The 14,879-nt window shown below is 59.9% G+C and carries 14 protein-coding genes and 1 riboswitch; of the genes, 5 read left to right on the forward strand and 9 right to left on the reverse strand.

The genetic code is table 11. The features are described 5' to 3' along the window. Nucleotides 1-35: 35 nt before the first annotated feature. Nucleotides 36-124, forward strand: a riboswitch (Fluoride riboswitch). Nucleotides 125-341: 217 nt separating this feature from the next. Both crcB and JJQ51_RS19405 read left to right on the forward strand, forming a co-directional pair. Beyond that, nucleotides 342-731 carry a fluoride efflux transporter CrcB gene (gene crcB, locus JJQ51_RS19400; RefSeq protein WP_113351730.1) on the forward strand — a complete coding sequence of 130 codons (390 nt, stop codon included), beginning with the start codon at nt 342-344 and terminating at the stop codon, nt 729-731. A 307-nt stretch (nt 732-1,038) separates the two neighbouring features. Next, nucleotides 1,039-1,884 (forward strand): aspartyl/asparaginyl beta-hydroxylase domain-containing protein, encoded by an 846-nt coding sequence (locus JJQ51_RS19405; RefSeq protein ID WP_113351731.1) that lies wholly within the window; start codon nt 1,039-1,041, stop codon nt 1,882-1,884. Between the two features lie 186 nt (nt 1,885-2,070). On the opposite strand, the gene JJQ51_RS19410 is transcribed toward JJQ51_RS19405, so the two are convergent. Together JJQ51_RS19410 and JJQ51_RS19415 are read right to left on the reverse strand one after the other, a co-directional pair. Then, entirely contained in the window at nt 2,071-5,394 is a 3,324-nt protein-coding gene (locus tag JJQ51_RS19410) for a thiamine pyrophosphate-dependent enzyme (protein ID WP_113351732.1), read from the reverse strand. Between the two features lie 221 nt (nt 5,395-5,615). Continuing rightward, entirely contained in the window at nt 5,616-6,611 is a 996-nt protein-coding gene (locus JJQ51_RS19415; protein ID WP_113351733.1) for a sterol desaturase family protein, read from the reverse strand. A 133-nt stretch (nt 6,612-6,744) separates the two neighbouring features. Between JJQ51_RS19415 and aac(6') the strand changes: the two genes are divergently transcribed. Then, a complete protein-coding gene (aac(6'), locus tag JJQ51_RS19420) occupies nt 6,745-7,185 on the forward strand; it encodes an aminoglycoside 6'-N-acetyltransferase (RefSeq protein WP_113351734.1) in 441 nt (146 codons plus the stop codon). Nucleotides 7,186-7,206: 21 nt separating this feature from the next. Here aac(6') and JJQ51_RS19425 read toward each other — a convergent pair whose 3' ends face one another. Both JJQ51_RS19425 and JJQ51_RS19430 read right to left on the reverse strand, forming a co-directional pair. Then, nucleotides 7,207-7,869: a GNAT family N-acetyltransferase gene (locus tag JJQ51_RS19425; protein WP_269245120.1), complete on the reverse strand. Its 663-nt coding sequence runs from the start codon at nt 7,867-7,869 to the stop codon at nt 7,207-7,209. Nucleotides 7,870-7,897: 28 nt separating this feature from the next. After that, nucleotides 7,898-8,581 carry a pyridoxamine 5'-phosphate oxidase family protein gene (locus JJQ51_RS19430; RefSeq protein WP_269245121.1) on the reverse strand — a complete coding sequence of 228 codons (684 nt, stop codon included), beginning with the start codon at nt 8,579-8,581 and terminating at the stop codon, nt 7,898-7,900. A gap of 94 nt (nt 8,582-8,675) precedes the next feature. Between JJQ51_RS19430 and pdxR the strand changes: the two genes are divergently transcribed. Continuing rightward, nucleotides 8,676-10,100, forward strand: a complete 1,425-nt coding sequence (gene pdxR, locus JJQ51_RS19435; protein WP_269245122.1) for a MocR-like pyridoxine biosynthesis transcription factor PdxR — start codon at nt 8,676-8,678, stop codon at nt 10,098-10,100. Here the strand turns inward: pdxR and JJQ51_RS19440 are convergent. Continuing rightward, complete coding sequence (locus JJQ51_RS19440; RefSeq protein WP_269245123.1) at nt 10,090-10,953, reverse strand: AraC family transcriptional regulator; 864 nt, start codon at nt 10,951-10,953, stop codon at nt 10,090-10,092. The two genes, pdxR and JJQ51_RS19440, sit on opposite strands and share 11 nt — an antisense overlap. A gap of 133 nt (nt 10,954-11,086) precedes the next feature. Here JJQ51_RS19440 and JJQ51_RS19445 point away from each other — a divergent pair, with 133 nt between their 5' ends. After that, on the forward strand, nt 11,087-12,022 hold the full coding sequence (locus JJQ51_RS19445) for a phytanoyl-CoA dioxygenase family protein (RefSeq protein ID WP_269245124.1): 936 nt from the start codon (nt 11,087-11,089) through the stop codon (nt 12,020-12,022). 87 nt (nt 12,023-12,109) lie between these two features. On the opposite strand, the gene JJQ51_RS19450 is transcribed toward JJQ51_RS19445, so the two are convergent. The 4 genes from JJQ51_RS19450 to JJQ51_RS19465 all read right to left on the reverse strand — a co-directional run bounded on the left by JJQ51_RS19450 (nt 12,110) and on the right by JJQ51_RS19465 (nt 14,793). Next, nucleotides 12,110-12,691 (reverse strand): histidine phosphatase family protein, encoded by a 582-nt coding sequence (locus JJQ51_RS19450; protein WP_113330189.1) that lies wholly within the window; start codon nt 12,689-12,691, stop codon nt 12,110-12,112. A 131-nt stretch (nt 12,692-12,822) separates the two neighbouring features. Then, on the reverse strand, nt 12,823-13,029 hold the full coding sequence (locus tag JJQ51_RS19455; protein ID WP_113395429.1) for a hypothetical protein: 207 nt from the start codon (nt 13,027-13,029) through the stop codon (nt 12,823-12,825). Then, nucleotides 13,026-13,772, reverse strand: coding sequence for a COG4280 domain-containing protein (locus JJQ51_RS19460; RefSeq protein ID WP_113330187.1), 747 nt, complete (start codon nt 13,770-13,772; stop codon nt 13,026-13,028). The genes JJQ51_RS19455 and JJQ51_RS19460 overlap by 4 nt, the downstream gene beginning before the upstream one ends. A gap of 121 nt (nt 13,773-13,893) precedes the next feature. Continuing rightward, nucleotides 13,894-14,793 (reverse strand): MurR/RpiR family transcriptional regulator, encoded by a 900-nt coding sequence (locus JJQ51_RS19465; protein ID WP_269245125.1) that lies wholly within the window; start codon nt 14,791-14,793, stop codon nt 13,894-13,896. Between the last annotated feature and the right edge of the window lie 86 nt (nt 14,794-14,879).

Genomic DNA, 14,879 nt, shown 5'->3' on the forward strand with positions numbered 1-14,879 from the left:
GCGCATTGACAGCGACGGGCCTGTTTCTGTATTGGAAATTCAACGGTAATGGATTTCTGCCGGGCCATCGTGGCCGAACCGCTGCTCTGATTTTCCCAGGGAAGCTGATGACTCCTACTCAACGCGCCTGAAGGGCGAAGGGGTAGAGTCGTGTCCTGTTTTCTTGCCGTTATTCCATGCAGTTTTTGCAGTCACCACCTTAACTGGCCTAGGGGCGGCCGGGTTGGCGAGCGGATCTTGGCGTCGGCATTTGCGATAGCCGATATCGCGGCGGCGCCAATTCGGGTCTTTCGATCGGGCATGTTGCGAATGATGATCATTAAACACAGCGGGAGATTGCCGTGATCTATCTTATTGTTTTTCTCGGTGCCGGACTCGGCGGTGCATTCCGTCTCGGCGTGAATGAACTCGCCGCGCGTGCGGTCGGTGTCGAGTTTCCGTTCGGCACCCTCATCATCAATATCCTCGGGGCCTTCGTCATGGGGCTGTTGACGGAATATTTCGCTTTTCGCGGCGGTATGTCGCAGGAGGTGCGACTGTTTCTCACAACCGGCGTTCTGGGCGGTTTCACGACGTTTTCGACCTTTGCGCTGGAGAGTGTCTTGCTTTGGGAGCGCGGCCAGTGGATGCCGTCCATCGCCTATGTCGCCCTATCCGTTTTCCTGTCGATCGGCGCTCTGATGGCGGGACTTGCAATTGTCCGGCTAATAATTCAGGCTCAAACTGCCTAGTGATTGGAGGCCGGCGGATTTCGCCGCATTTTTGCCGGTTCTGGGGTGAATCCCTCTCGAGAATCGCCGGAGATTCCTTCTCGGATAAACCACCGCTCGTTGCGAAGGGACTCTCTTGCGAAATTCGACCAATCAACTCATATAATCGCCTATTAAGATCACCGCATAACACAAGGAGTCGGGCGTCGATCAGGAAAGAGCAGGCAGGCATTCCCAATGACAAGCCTGTTCTCGCGTCGGGATTCGCAATGCAGAATCCCCGGGCAAAGATTTCTCCTCCTGGACTGCACCGCCCCAAAAGACAGACATGACGGAGAGTCCCTTGAGCGCACCTGCTCCCACTTCCAACCAATCTCCCGCTCCCGAACAGACCTTTGGCACCGCTGGCATTGCGCCGATGGACCGCGCCAGCGCCATGACGCGCTTTTTCATGGGCATCGTCGCCTGGGCAGAACGCCTCAATCTGAAATATGCCAAGCTCGGCAATCCGCCCGTCTATGACACCGCGACTTTCCCCTGGGCGGCCGAGATCGAGAAGGATTATCCGGCGATCCGCGCCGAGCTCGAAAAGGTGCTGCTGCGCCAGAGCGAGCTACCGACCTTCCAGGACATCTCCACCGACGTGAAGACCATTTCCACCGATACGCGTTGGAAGACCTTCTTCCTCCTCGGCTTCGGGGTGAAATCGGAGCAGAACATCAAGGCGTGCCCGAATACCTGGGCGGCCGTGCAGAAGATCCCAGGCCTGACGACGGCGATGTTCTCGATCTTCGAGCCGGGCAAGCATCTTCCCGCCCATCGCGGCCCCTATAACGGCGTGCTGCGCCTGCATCTCGGCCTCATCGTGCCGGAGCCAAACGAGAAGCTCGCCATCCGCGTCGACAGGCAGGTATGCCATTGGCAGGAAGGCAAAGCGCTGATCTTCGACGATGCCTATGAGCATGAAGCCTGGAACCATACCGATAAGACCCGCGTGGTGCTCTTCGTCGATTTCGTCAAGCCGCTGAAGTTCCCGGCCCGCATCGTCAATTGGGCCCTGATGAACCTCGCGATCTTCACACCTTTCATCAAGGAAGGCCTCGACAATCACAAGGAATGGGAAAAGAAATTCTACGCCGAAGCCGAGGCGTTCAGAAACCGCCCGAAGCCCTGACCGGGCCGGTTGGTGGATGCGGAGCGGTTCGGCTTTTCACGGAAACCTTGGACCGCGCTACCTCTTTGTTTCCCAGCAAATTCCGGATGGAAACCGCTGTGCGCTTTTCCTGGAGTTGCCCAACAGAAAACCCCGGAATCCTCAAGGATTTCGGGGTCTTCTTTTGGTCCTGCAACCGTTTGACGATTACTTCACGGTTCTGACGATTGCCGCGCCCGCCGTCATGCCGCCGCCGAAGGCCACGAGGCCGAGATTGAGCGGCTCGGAATATTCGTTGGCGACATGCAGCATGGCGAGTGGAATGCTTGATGAGCTGGTGTTGCCATAGGTTTCGATGACGCTGAGGGCCGGGCGGCCGCTGCGCTTGGCGATGGTGTCGATGATACGCTGGTTGGCCTGGTGCGGCACCAGCAGATCGAGATTGGCAAGTTCGATGCCGGCATCGACACAGGCGTTTTCGATCGAGCGGGTCATCGAATGCACGGCCTCGGTGAAGACCGAGCGGCCGTTCATGGCAATGACGCCATCATCCGGCAGCGGAACATAGAGTAGATCGCCCGGTTCCGGCCGGCCGCTGACGATCGGGCGGCTTGCGGTGAAGAGCGGGTTGCGCGCCATGTCGCGGCTGGTCACGAGGCTGGCGGTTGCGGCATCGCCGAACAGGATCGCGGTGGAGAAATCGTTCATGTCGAGCAGCGGCGACAGAACTTCCGAGGTGATGATGAGCACCTTGGCGTCGTTCTGCTGGGCGATGAAATCATAGGCCTGCTGCAGGGCGTAGAGATAGCCGGAGCAAGCGGCACCCATGTCATAGGCGGCCAGCGACGGCCGCACACCGTCTTCGGCGACGGCAACCGCGACGCGGCTTGCGAGCGACGGCGTGGCGATGTCAGGCGTGCCCGTGGCGGCGATCACCAGGTCGACATCGTGGATCGACATCTGGTTCTGCTTGAGAAGATCGCGCGTCGCCTTGGCGGCAAGGCTCAGCGTGCCCTCTTCAGGGCCGACCCAGAAGCGGCTCTTGATGCCCGTCAGCGCCAGAATCTCGTCAGCGCGGCGGTTCGGCCAATTATGGATGATCTCTTCGTTGGTGACGCGGCGGGCGCCGGTCGCGATGCCAATGCCGTTGATGACGACTTCCGAGAAGCTGCCGGTATGGCGGCGCAGCGTCGGGATGACATGCGACTTCAGCCGCCGCAGCACGAATTTGTTCTGGATCTCGGAGGCCAGCGCAAAATTCTGTTCGCTGAGATCACGGTTGGCGTCGACGGTCAGAAGCGGGCTGTCCGTGGCGATCTGATCGCCGATCTTGGCGAAGACTTCCTGCACGACACCGCCGATATTGGCGCAGATTTCGACCGAGGCTTTCGTCGCCTCGACGACGGCAACGAGCTGGCCGACTTCGATCTTGTCGCCGGGCTTGACGAGCATATCGGTCACGAGGACGTTCTCGTCGGCGGGGCCGGAGCCGATTGCCTTGATCGCCGCCGTCGGGCCGCTGTCGTCCTCTTCGTGCCAGGTCACTTCGCATTCGAGGACTTCGGCCATCAGATCGACCAGCTTGCGATAGGAGGGCAGTGTCTCGAGCTGATTGCGGAAGTTAAAGGGAATGTGAGCGTCCGAGCGGGCCAGCCTGCGCACGACGACCGGCACATCGGTCTTTTCGGTGACGGTCGCGATGATTTCCGCGCCCATGCCAACGGTGCGATTGTCCTCATGGACGACGATCAGGCGGCGGGTGCGCCGTGCGCTCGCCAGCACTTCCTTCTCGTCCCAGGGTGAGATCGAGCGCAGATCGATCACCTCGACGGAGAAGCCCTGTGCCTCGAAGGCGCTTGCAGCATTGGCGCAGAGCGAAACCGTGTTGCCGTAGCTGACGAGCGTGATGTCGCGGCCACGGGCGACATGGCGCGACAGGCCGGGATGGACGAAATGCTTGTCGATATCCTCGGAGGTGCGGCCGTCGGAATTATTGAGCACGGCCTTCGGATAAAGGAAAACCGTGGGGCGCCGCGACTCGAAGGCAGCATTCAGCAGACCGGCCGCATCGCCGGCGCTGGAGGGCATGACGACGTCGATGCCCGGTGTGTGCGCCAGCATCCCCTCGAAGCTCTGGGCGTGGAACGGGCCAAGGCCGGGCTTATAGCCGCCGCAGCTCACCATCAGGATGACGGGTGCTTCCCAGGCGCCATTGCTGCGCCAGAACATGCTGCCCATTTCCGAGACGATCTGATTATAGGCCAGCGGCAGGAAATCGGCGAATTGCAGGAAGGCGACGGGGCGCTGGCCGGCCAGCGAGCGGCCAACGGCGGTGCCGACGATTGTCGATTCGGTGAGGGCGGCGTTGCGAACGCGGTCGGGATATTTCGTGCTGAGGCCGCGGGTGACGCCGAAAACGTCGCCTTTCGGATCTTCAATATCCTGCCCGAATAGGACGACTTCGGGGTTGGCGGCCAGCTGCTTGTCGAGAACGACATTCAGCGCCTCGCGCATCGTCAGCGTCGAAGCATTCTCGTTGCCGCGATATTCTGCCTTCTTATCGAAGGAAGCGGGGTAGGGAGCTTTGGCTTCCGGCTCAACCTTCGGGGCGTCTTCCTTGCGGGCAAGGGCGGCTTCCGCCTGCACTTCCGCAATCAATTCCCGTTCGATCTTTTGTAGAGCATCGGCATCGATGCCGGCCTTCTGCAGCATCGCCCGCAGATTTGGCAGCGGGTCGCGCGAGGAGCCCGCCTCGATTTCGAGCAGGGTGCGATAGGTCTTCTGATCGTCGGCATTGGTGTGGTCGGAAAGGCGCTCGACATTCAAAAGCACGATGCTTGGCGTGCGGTTGTTGCGGCTGTGACGGACGGCCTTGCGGAAAGCGTCGCGCGATGCGGTGAGATCGTCGCCATCCGTGCGGATGATATCGATGCCGTAGAAAGAGGAGGAGGGGCCGGCGGGCAGATCGAAGAAAGTCTGTTTGCTTGTGCGGGTCGAGATGGAGAAGCTGTTGTCCTCGATGACGAAGACGACGGGATATTGGCTGCGCACGGCCTCGGCGACCGCTTCGAGGAATTCGCCCTGCTGCGTGGTGCCATCGCCGACACAACAGATGGCGATCGGCATGCCGGGCCTGTGCTTCAGGGATGCCGCGACGCCGACGGCGTGCAGGGCATTGTTGCCGACGGGGCCGACGATCGACGTGATGTTGAGCGCGCGGGAAGACAGATGCGCACTCATCTGCCGGCCGGCGGAATGAGAATTGGCTGTCGCAAGCAGACTGGAAAAGAACTCACGAATGGGCATGCCGCGCGCCAGCATCAGGGCCTTGTCGCGATAATGGAGATGCAGCCAGTCGTCGTCCTGAAGGAATTCGTTGAGAAGCGCTGTGGACTCGTGGCCGGCGCCGGAAACGTGAAAATGTGCTATGCCCTGCTTGATGAATTCTCGCTCGAGCCGGTCTATTTCTCTGGAAATGAAAAATATTCTGTGAAGTTGCTTAAGGTATTCTGTTGCAAACCTCCCTTCCATCTCAATGATTTTCCTGATCTTTCGTCTCAAATAAATGCTGGGAGTTAGGTAAACCCCCAGCCTGCCTTTTTCAATACACGTTAAATGACAAGATCTTCTCGGTTTGAAACCGAAATACGTATATTGCGGGGCTGCAATTTTTCACGATGTTTCTGTTCACAAGGCATGCGCGACAATGCACCCGCCCAAACGCGAAACGGGTGCGCCTTTCGTGCATCTCGTCAGCCTGATTTGCGCATCGAGGCGGCGGCACGTTGTCTTTCGGCGGCGGCCTTTGCGGCCTGTTCTTCCTTGAGAATCAGCTCTTTGGGCTTCTTGCCGATAATTTCCCTGCGGCCTTTTCGGGAGAAGGGTTGGATGAGCTGAGCGAGGAAACCCTTGGCCACCTTGCCGGTGATGCCGATATCGGTCGAGGACGGACGTGGCGGGTTGTAGAAAGTGCCGAGAAGCTGATCCCAGATCACGAGGTTTTCCCCATAATTCGTATTTCCCTCGGCAAGAATCTTGGAATGATGCCAGCGATGGAGGCGTGGAGTCGAAAATATGAGGTCGAGCGGGCCGGTGCGCATGTCGACGTTACAATGCGTGAGCAGACCGATGAAAGCCGTAACCGCTCCGATCCAGAGGAAGACAGGCAACGGCGCGCCGAGCAGATAGAGCGGAATTTGACCGAGCGCGATCTTGAACAGCGTATCGATGACGTGAAAACGGCCTGTGTTGATGACCCATAGCCGTTCGACGCTGTGATGTAGCGCATGAAAGCGCCAGAGCGACAGATGCTCATGCGCCAGGCGATGCGCCATATAGAGGCCGAACTCCGCAATGACGAGGCCGAGTACTACCTGGAACGCCATGGGCCATTGATCCGGCCAGAAATGCGAATGGTAGCTCAACGCCGGCTGCGCGACCGTCGCGACCGCCATCGGGAAGGAGGTGCCGATCGCAGCGGCGATCTGTACGCCCCCCTTGTTCAGCAGCGTGTGGGCAATATCGTTGAACGTCTCACCATCGCGCTTCTGCCAGGTCTTCTCGTAAGGCATCAGTCGCTCGAAGAGGGCAATCACCGCCACTGTCGACAGATAGACGACGTTGAACCAGAGCAGATGCATATTCGATTCGAAGGCGAAATATGCACCGGTCAATCCGGCACAGAAGATGGCGGGCCACAGCAGGGAGGAAACAGCAGCGTAAAGACGCGAACTGCTTTGAAATGTCATTCCATCATCCTCAGATTCTGATCAGCGAAAAATTTACGCGTGAGTATGCGGGATATGTAGCGCGATGATTGTGGAGTCGAAAGCGAAATTTTTCCGTTCGCCAGCAACAGGTAGTTGGACAGGAGATCGAAACATGCGGATAGAGCAGGCAGCAGACGAATATCTGGAGGAGTGGACGCGATTGCGCGCCAAGCTTTGGCCAGATAGTTCGTACGAACATCATCGCGCGGAGCTGGCACAATTTCGCGCCAATGAAAATGCTGTTGCGTATCTTGCGATCGATTCTGCCGGTCATGTCGCCGGTTTTGCTGAAGCGACATTGCGGCACGATTACGTCAATGGCTGCAAGACGTCACCGGTTCTCTTCCTCGAAGGCATCTATGTGCGCCCTGAACATCGGCGCGGAGGGGTGGCGCGGGCGCTCTGCGATGCAGTTGGTACGTGGGATCGGGCCGCCGGTTGCACGGAGTTCGCCTCGGATGCGCTGATCGACAATCTTGCGAGCCATGCCTTCCATGCGGCGCTCGGCTTTATCGAAACCAGGCGCGTGGTTTATTTTCGCAAGCTTCTATAGCCGGGGTTGGCACAGGCTGCTTTATGCGAACGTCAGCTTGGTCTTCTGCTGGCCAGCCTCATCGAAGTTCTCCAAGGCCAGCCAGCGTTCGTAGCCGGCCTTCAGCCGCAGCCAGTCGGCGTCGATCATGGCAAACCAGGCGGTGTCACGGTTCTTGCCCTTCGCGACCATGTGCTGGCGGAAGATGCCTTCGAAAACGAAACCAAAGCGTTCGGCTGCTCGCTTCGACGGCTCATTGAGATTATTGCACTTCCATTCGAAGCGACGATAGCCAAGGGTATCGAAAACGTATGATGCAAACAGATAGAGCGTTTCGGTCGTCACGCGGCTGCGCGCGATGGCGGGTCCCCAGAGGATACTGCCGATCTCGATAACGCCATGCGTGTTGTCGATGCGCATCAGAGCCTGCCGGCCCTCGGCGCGTCCCGTGCGCTTGTCGATCGTCGCGAAGAAGAGCGGATCGGTGCCGGAAGCGGCTTTCTCGAGCCAGGGAGAGAAGGCGGCGTGATTGGCCGGCGCGTCTTCGAAAAGGTAGCGGAAACGATCTTCGGCGCCGGGGGCTCGAGCAGAAGCGTAAAGGTCCTCGCCGTGTCTGGCCGGCTCGAGCGGCTCGATCCGGGTGTAGCGGCCTTCAAGGGTAATGCGCTCGGGGCGGGCGACGCCCTTCCAGTTCGTGAGATCCATATCAAAGTCCTTGGTCATCAAATGCGGTTCAGCGAAGCCGGCCCGATTGTATCAGGTCTGCGAGGGATTGTGGCAGCTCTATCCCGTCTGGCATGCCCGGCGCCGGTTGCGGCGGCAAAAGGCGGCTTTCGATGGGCAGGATGCCGGCCCAGACGGGATGATCTGCCTCGTCCATGTCGCCGGGCGGGCCGTTGCGGATTTTAGCCGAGGCCTCGTCGATTTTCATTCGCATCACCGAAGTCGCCTTGACCTCCTGCTTTGTCATCGGCCTGAGGCTGTCCCAGCGGCCGGGGAACAGGTCTTCGACGAAGCGACGCAGTGCATCCGTCTTTTCCTCGATGTCGTCGACCAGCCGAGCCGTGCCGAAGACCATGGCTGAGCGATAGTTGACGGAATGGTTAAAAGCCGAGCGGGCGAGCACATAGCCATCGATCATGCTGCAGGTCAGGCAGACCGGCATGTCCTCAGCAGCGCGCAGGAAGCGGCTGGCGGATGAGCCGTGCCAATAGATGTAGTCGCCCTCGCGCCAATGCAGGGTCGGTGTCACATAGGGGGCGCCGTTGATGATATAACCGACATGACAGAGCGGAGCCGCATCCAGAATGGCGTGGACATCGGCATGAGCGTGACTGCCACGCTTCGGGCTGCGCCGCACGCGAGTACGCTCGGTGGTCGGGTAGGTGGCGCTATTAGGTGGATAGTGATCGGCCATGTCTTCCTCACAGATCGGGCGTTGATCTGTGTCAGCAAAGAGGTAGGCTATAAACGGCCAGTTTTTTGATTTTTAGCAGACCAGTTGAGGTTTCATGACAGAGGTGGCGCAGTGGCCGGCACTGGACCGGATTTCGGGCGATCTGGAAGGGCAAGTCTATCGCCTGATGCGCGACCGCATTCTTCGTGGTCAGATGCCCGCAGGGCAGCGCGTGCCGTCGACGCGGGCGATGGCCGTCTCGCTCGGCGTTGCGCGGTCGACCGTGGTCAATGCCTATGATCGGCTCAAGGCTGAAGGCTACCTGCGCTCGGCATCGGGTGCGGCGACACGCGTTGCAGCGTTCCCGGCGACGCCAATGCCGGGTCAGGTCGCACCGCCGCCGCCAAATCTGCCACGGGTTACGGAATTCAAAAGGGGAGGCTTGTTCGAGCCGGGGGTGCCTGATGTCTTCAGCTTTCCCCATGCCGCCTGGGCGCGTTGTCTCGGCGCCCGCGGTCGTTCATTGCGGGTGCATGATCTCGGCTACAGCGATCATGGCGGCGTTCGCGAATTGCGCGAGGCGATCCTTGAGCATATCTCGGCGACGCGCGGCGTGGTTGCGCGTCCCGAGCAGATCGTGATCGTGCCATCGACGGGGGCGGCGATCGGGCTGCTTGCGAGTGTGTTGCTTCAACCGGATCATCCGGGTGATGTCGTCTGGATGGAGGACCCCGGCTATGCCAGCGCGCAAGCAATTCTGCGCATGGCCGGGGCGAGCCTCGTGCCGGTGCCCTGCGATGCCGAGGGCATCGATATCGCGCAAGGGGCCGGGCCATCGCCGCGGCTGATCTATGTCACGCCCTCGCATCAATATCCGACCGGCGCCACCATGAGCCTGCCGCGCCGTCTCGCTTTGCTGGAGTTTGCCCGCGCTAATGGTGCGATCGTGCTGGAAGACGATTATGACAGCGAATTTCAATATGCGTCGCGCCCGATTGCCGCCCTGCAAGGCATCGATCACGGCGAGGTGGTCGCTTATATCGGCACCTTCTCGAAGACGCTCGCGCCTGGTCTGCGCGTCGCTTATGCCGTCATTCCCTCACGGCTTCTGGCGGCGACCGAAGCGGCTCAACGGCTGAGAGGCGCCATCGTGCCCGTCCACATCCAGGCCGCCCTTGCCGATTTCATGCGTGAGGGGCGGTTTCGTGCGCATCTGAGGCATATGAACGGTATTTATGCGGAACGCATGGCAGCAACCGTCGAGGCGCTTAGTCGCCATTGCGGCGCTGAACTCCAAGTCGGAGCTGGTGGCGGCGGGTTGCAGCTTGCCAGCTGGTTCCGCGATGCAGAGACCGATGATATCGCCGTCGCCCGGATCATCAATGCCAATGGCTTTGCTGTGCGGCCGATATCGGCGCTGTATCTCGGCTCCGCGCGACCCGGGCTGCTGCTCGGCATTGCCCGCATGGAGGCGTCCGCGGCGGATGCGGCGGCGGCGAAAATTGCGAGGCTGCTCGAAGTGGCGCTTCTCAGCGCCTGAGGAACATCGCCCGATACTCGCGCGGTGTCACGCCTTTCAGCGCCCTGAACTGCCTGTTGAAATTGGCAAGCGAGGCATAGCCGACGGCATCGCTGATATGGTGGATGGCCTGATCCGTGGAAGAGAGGCGGGCACAGGCATCGCCGATGCGCATGCGCATCAGGTAATCCGATATCGTCCCGCCGGTATGGCGGCGAAACATGCGGTGCAGGCCGGAGACGCTGAGCGCCGCGATATCGGCCAGCTCATCGAGGCTGATCGCGCGGGCATAATGAAGATGCATATGCGTCAGTACGCGGTCGATGCGCTCGCGGCTTTCCTTCAGGTCCGGTGCCTGCGCCGGCGCGCTTGCAAGCGGCGTCGCCTGCCGGTCTTCCGCGACTTTCACCAGAATGCCGAGCAAAGCCAGAAGGCGCTCGACGGGCGGCTTTTCGAAAATGGTTTCGAAGGCGGGACGAACGGCGGTGGAGGTTGTCTGCGAAAAGCGGAGGCCATTATCTCCACGCTGCAGTATCGTTTCGATCGACCGGAATTCGATAGCGCCCCCCGTCATCTGCAAGAGCCAGTCGCGATTGAACCAAAGAACCAAGGCAATATGCGGCTTTTCTTCCTCGATCTTGGCGCGCGAAACCCAGCTATGCGGCAGATTGGGGCCGACGAGAACGAGATCGCCGTCACCATAGTCGCCGCTATGGTCGCCGATGAAGCGCTGGCCGATGGAATTCAGCGTCAGCGTCAGTTCGAATTCCGGATGATGATGCCATTGGAACGGAATGCAGTCGTCAAGCCTGCGGTTCAGCATGCTCCAGGATGCTTCCGGCGAACGGGGTAAAACTTCGAGATAAGGCCTCATTGGGCGTCCATAGTGAGATATAAGCCAGAATAGTATCAGATTTGGCCAGAGCCGGGCAACATTGCCTCGCCGATGGAAGCTACATCTTCCCTGTCACCCGAAACCAAAGGGGCCAGCGATATGGAGGAAACCGATGCAGCCTGCCTTGAAACGAGACGCGCACCCGACCGCATCAGCGGTCACCACGCAATTGAAGGATATTCAGAAGACATTGCCGCTCAGAGTGCTGTCGAAGGACGATTGGCAGCACTGGATCACGAAAGGCTATGTGATCGTGCGGCAGGCTGTGCCGGCTGCGAATGTCGAGCGGCTTGTCGAGCTTTTGTGGCGTTTTGACGAGAAGGATCCGAACGACCCCTCCACCTGGTATGCGCCACAGCGGCGCGAGCACAAGATGAAGGAGCTCAACAATACCGGCATGCTGGAGATCTATAATCACCAGTATCTCTGGGATAACCGAATGGAAAAGCGGATCTACGATGTCTTCGTCGACATCTGGGATCGCGAAGACCTTTGGGTCACCATCGATCGCGCCAATCTCAACCCGCCGAAGAAGGTGAAAGGCAACCCGAACGGCTTCATCCATTGGGATGTCGATACTTCGATCCGGCCGCTGCCGATCGGCGTTCAGGGTGTCCTGAGTCTGAAGAAACAGGATGGCGATGTCGGCGGATTCCAGTGCGTGCCGGAACTCTTCGAGCATTTCGAGGAATGGGAAAAGACGCAGCCGGCGGATCGCGATCCTATGCATCCTGACATGACGGGTCTCTCGGTCGTCAATATCGAGATGGAGCCCGGCGACCTGATGATCTTCAACTCGCTGCTCGCGCACGGCGTTCGTCCGAACCATTCGGAGAACCGCGTTCGCATGGCGCAATATATCTCCATGCATCCGGCGGAATACGACAATATCGCCGAGCGCGAGGAACGGATCCGCCTGTGGAGGGAACTGGATTCCCCGAAGCGCGACGCCTTTCCGGGCGATCCTCGCGAATGGGAAAAGCACAATGCGACGACGGCCAAATTGACGCCGCTCGGTGAAAAGCTGTTGGGCCTCAAGCCTTGGTAAGCAGCGGAAGGCTGATTTTCTAAAAGACATCGAGCGGCCTTGGGCCGCTCGAAGCGTTTGTGGAGATTGGCGGGCAGGCGCAGGCCGTCAGATTTCGTTCCAGCGGCGGATGACCGGCTCGGTCAGATCATGCTCGTAGCCAAGCACGCTGATGCTCGTGGTGTCGAGGATGAAATGCTCACCGCCTTCCGGCTGCAGGCCAACCCAGCGGGCGGCGAAGACCCGCAGGAAATGGGCGCTGGAAAAGATCAGGATAGAGCCTTCAATACCCCGAAGTTCCCCGATGATCCGATCGGCACGCGCGCCGACATCGGCGGCTGTTTCTCCATTCGGGCAGCCGTCGCGGAAGACTTGCCAGCCGGGACGTTCGGCAAGGATCGCCTTGGTGGTGATACCCTCATAGGCGCCGTAATCCCACTCCGCCAGATCCTCCTTGACGACGCGGCGGTCACCGAAGCCGGCCAGCGCGCAGGTGTTTTGTGCGCGCTGCGACGGGCTGGACCAGACGGCGGCGAAATCGATCTGGGGTAGGCGAGCGGCGAGCTTGCGGGCAGCTTCCTCGCCGGCAGCGGTCAGGGGAATATCGGTGCGGCCGGTATGCCGGCCGGAGAGGCTCCACTCCGTCTGTCCGTGGCGTACCAAATAGACTTCGGGATAGGCGCTGCTCATGCCGTTTCTCCTTTGCATTTGCCGTGCGAAATTCTTCGCATCTGCGAAAGCGTCTGTCGAGAGCTAAAGCGGATTGGCAGCTGACCCGACAACCCTCTGCAAATCCAAGCTCTTGCAGAGGGTTGTGAATCTCATCGTTTCACGGCGCGGCGAACGCTGTAGAGCAGAATGGCGAGGCAGCCGACCAATAGGAGAAACCCACCCGCGAGCGGTGGCAAGGCGAGAAACTCCACCGCTCCGGCAATCACGAGAATGAGGATGAGGCAGAGCGTGGCGAGGCTGCCGTCATCGATGAACATGCCGATAAGCTCGGATAGGGCGATACGCAGGACATTCATTGGGCTGCCTTTGCTGTTGGATTGCCGCGCAGGCCGCGGATGATGGCGTAGGAGGCAAGCGAGACGATCGCGAAGATGGCGATCAGGGCGAGATCCTCGCCCGGCCAATGCGCGCCAATGCCTTCACCGGTCCAGAAGATGCCGAAGCTTGTCAGCATGAGGCCGACGACGAATTTGAGGGTGTTTTCCGGCACGGTGGCGAGCGGGCGATGCACCATCAGCCCGATCAGCATGACGAGCACGAAGGCGGCGAGCGCACCGAGGCCGGCATAGAGTGTCAGGCCATGCGCGCCGCCGACGGCGATGACGATGAAGACCACTTCGACACCTTCGAGCAGCACCGCCTTGAAGGCGGCAAGCCCGGCGAGATAATCGGCGCGGCGATCGGTCGACTGCGCCTGCAGCGCGGCCGTCTCCTTCGAGAAGGCTGCTTCCTCGTCGTGCAGGGCGATGACGCCGAGCGAGCGGAGAATGGCTTTGCGCAACCAGCGCATGCCGAACAGGATGAGGAGAACGCCGACGACGAACTGCAGGATCTCGATCGGGATCAGCGCCAGCAGCGGTCCGAAGATGAGAACGAGAGCTGCCAGCACCGCAAGGGCAAGCATGGCACCTGTGAGCGCCGGGCGCCAGCTTCGTGTGACGCCGACAGCAAGGACGATGGTGAAGGCTTCGACGACTTCGACGAAGGAGCCGAGGAACGACGCCGTCACCGTAGATAGAATGGGTGTGAGGCTGTTCATGAGATGATTCCCAAAATTCGGTTAGGGCTTTGAGTGCACACGGTATTTTCCGGACTGCTGTTCCTCATGTGTCGAATGAACTCGCACGTGAGACACTCCGGCTTGGCGATCTGGTTACCATTCACTTGCGTTTCCTCGTGCCGCGTTTGCTCCATGATTTATCAAGCGCGCCACGCAGCTGGCTGAGCTGATCGAGGCTATCGATGGCGGCGTCCTTTCTCTTGGCGGCTAGCGCGACGATCAGGGATTCGATCAACACCATAGTACCACCATGCATGGCGAGGTGGCCGGCATTGCTGCGCGGCACGGGCAGGACTTCCGTCACCTTGTCGGCAATCTGTAAGCCGAGATCATCGCTGATGAGGATGACCGGCACCTCATACTTGCCGGCGTATTCCAGCAGCACTTCGACCTCACGATAGAGCGGGGCATAAGCCATCATCAGCACGACGTCGCCTTTGCTTATCCCAAGCAGACGGTCCGCCAGGGCAATGCCCGCTGCCGAGAGCGCATTGGTCGGCAGACCGATGCGGTTGAACTGCAGGCTGGCATAATCTGCCATGGCGCCCGACGGGCCGATGCCGAAGACATGACGTCGGGCTGCCTTGGCAAGACTATCGACGCAACGTTCGAAGCTTGCGGCAAATTCCTCGCGTCGCAGAACATCCAAAGCCTGCTCGTGCATGCCGATGACATGGTGAAGCGCATCGCCGGCCTGGCTGCCCGTTTCAGCCAGCGTGCGTTGCATCCGCATTCCGGGGGATGGCGCTCCGGTCAACTCCTCAAGCAGAGCGGCCCGCAGCGTCGACAGACTTTCGAAACCGAGGGCGCGGGCGGTGCGGACGACCGTCGCGTCGCTGCTGCCGGCGAGCTGCGCGATCTGGGCGGCCGAATTCAACAGTGCGGCCTGCTTCTGATCGACGAAGAAATGGGCGATGCGTTGCTCGGCCGGTGTCAGCGTTTCCATCACATCGAGAACGCGGTTTTCGAAAGTGCGAGGTTTCCGTGTCGCTTCTGCCATCGGATCTTTGTAGTGAATGCTACCAATTATATTATCTGTAGCATTTACTGCAAAAGAATGACAGCGCAAAACAAAGGGCGCTTCGC

The sequence above is a fragment of the Rhizobium sp. AG207R genome, from assembly GCF_027109195.1.
Lineage (GTDB): Bacteria > Pseudomonadota > Alphaproteobacteria > Rhizobiales > Rhizobiaceae > Rhizobium > Rhizobium dioscoreae.

Coding starts and splice junctions, on each gene's coding strand:
- JJQ51_RS19465 (WP_269245125.1), bottom strand. CDS start 14,793: ATGGCAGAAGCGACACGGAAACCTCGCACTTTCGAAAACCGCGTTCTC.
- JJQ51_RS19410 (WP_113351732.1), bottom strand. CDS start 5,394: ATGGAAGGGAGGTTTGCAACAGAATACCTTAAGCAACTTCACAGAATA.
- JJQ51_RS19440 (WP_269245123.1), bottom strand. CDS start 10,953: ATGAGGCCTTATCTCGAAGTTTTACCCCGTTCGCCGGAAGCATCCTGG.
- JJQ51_RS19450 (WP_113330189.1), bottom strand. CDS start 12,691: ATGAGCAGCGCCTATCCCGAAGTCTATTTGGTACGCCACGGACAGACG.
- JJQ51_RS19445 (WP_269245124.1), top strand. CDS start 11,087: ATGCAGCCTGCCTTGAAACGAGACGCGCACCCGACCGCATCAGCGGTC.
- JJQ51_RS19425 (WP_269245120.1), bottom strand. CDS start 7,869: ATGGATCTCACGAACTGGAAGGGCGTCGCCCGCCCCGAGCGCATTACC.
- pdxR (WP_269245122.1), top strand. CDS start 8,676: ATGACAGAGGTGGCGCAGTGGCCGGCACTGGACCGGATTTCGGGCGAT.
- JJQ51_RS19455 (WP_113395429.1), bottom strand. CDS start 13,029: ATGAATGTCCTGCGTATCGCCCTATCCGAGCTTATCGGCATGTTCATC.
- JJQ51_RS19430 (WP_269245121.1), bottom strand. CDS start 8,581: ATGGCCGATCACTATCCACCTAATAGCGCCACCTACCCGACCACCGAG.
- JJQ51_RS19405 (WP_113351731.1), top strand. CDS start 1,039: ATGACGGAGAGTCCCTTGAGCGCACCTGCTCCCACTTCCAACCAATCT.
- JJQ51_RS19460 (WP_113330187.1), bottom strand. CDS start 13,772: ATGAACAGCCTCACACCCATTCTATCTACGGTGACGGCGTCGTTCCTC.
- JJQ51_RS19415 (WP_113351733.1), bottom strand. CDS start 6,611: ATGACATTTCAAAGCAGTTCGCGTCTTTACGCTGCTGTTTCCTCCCTG.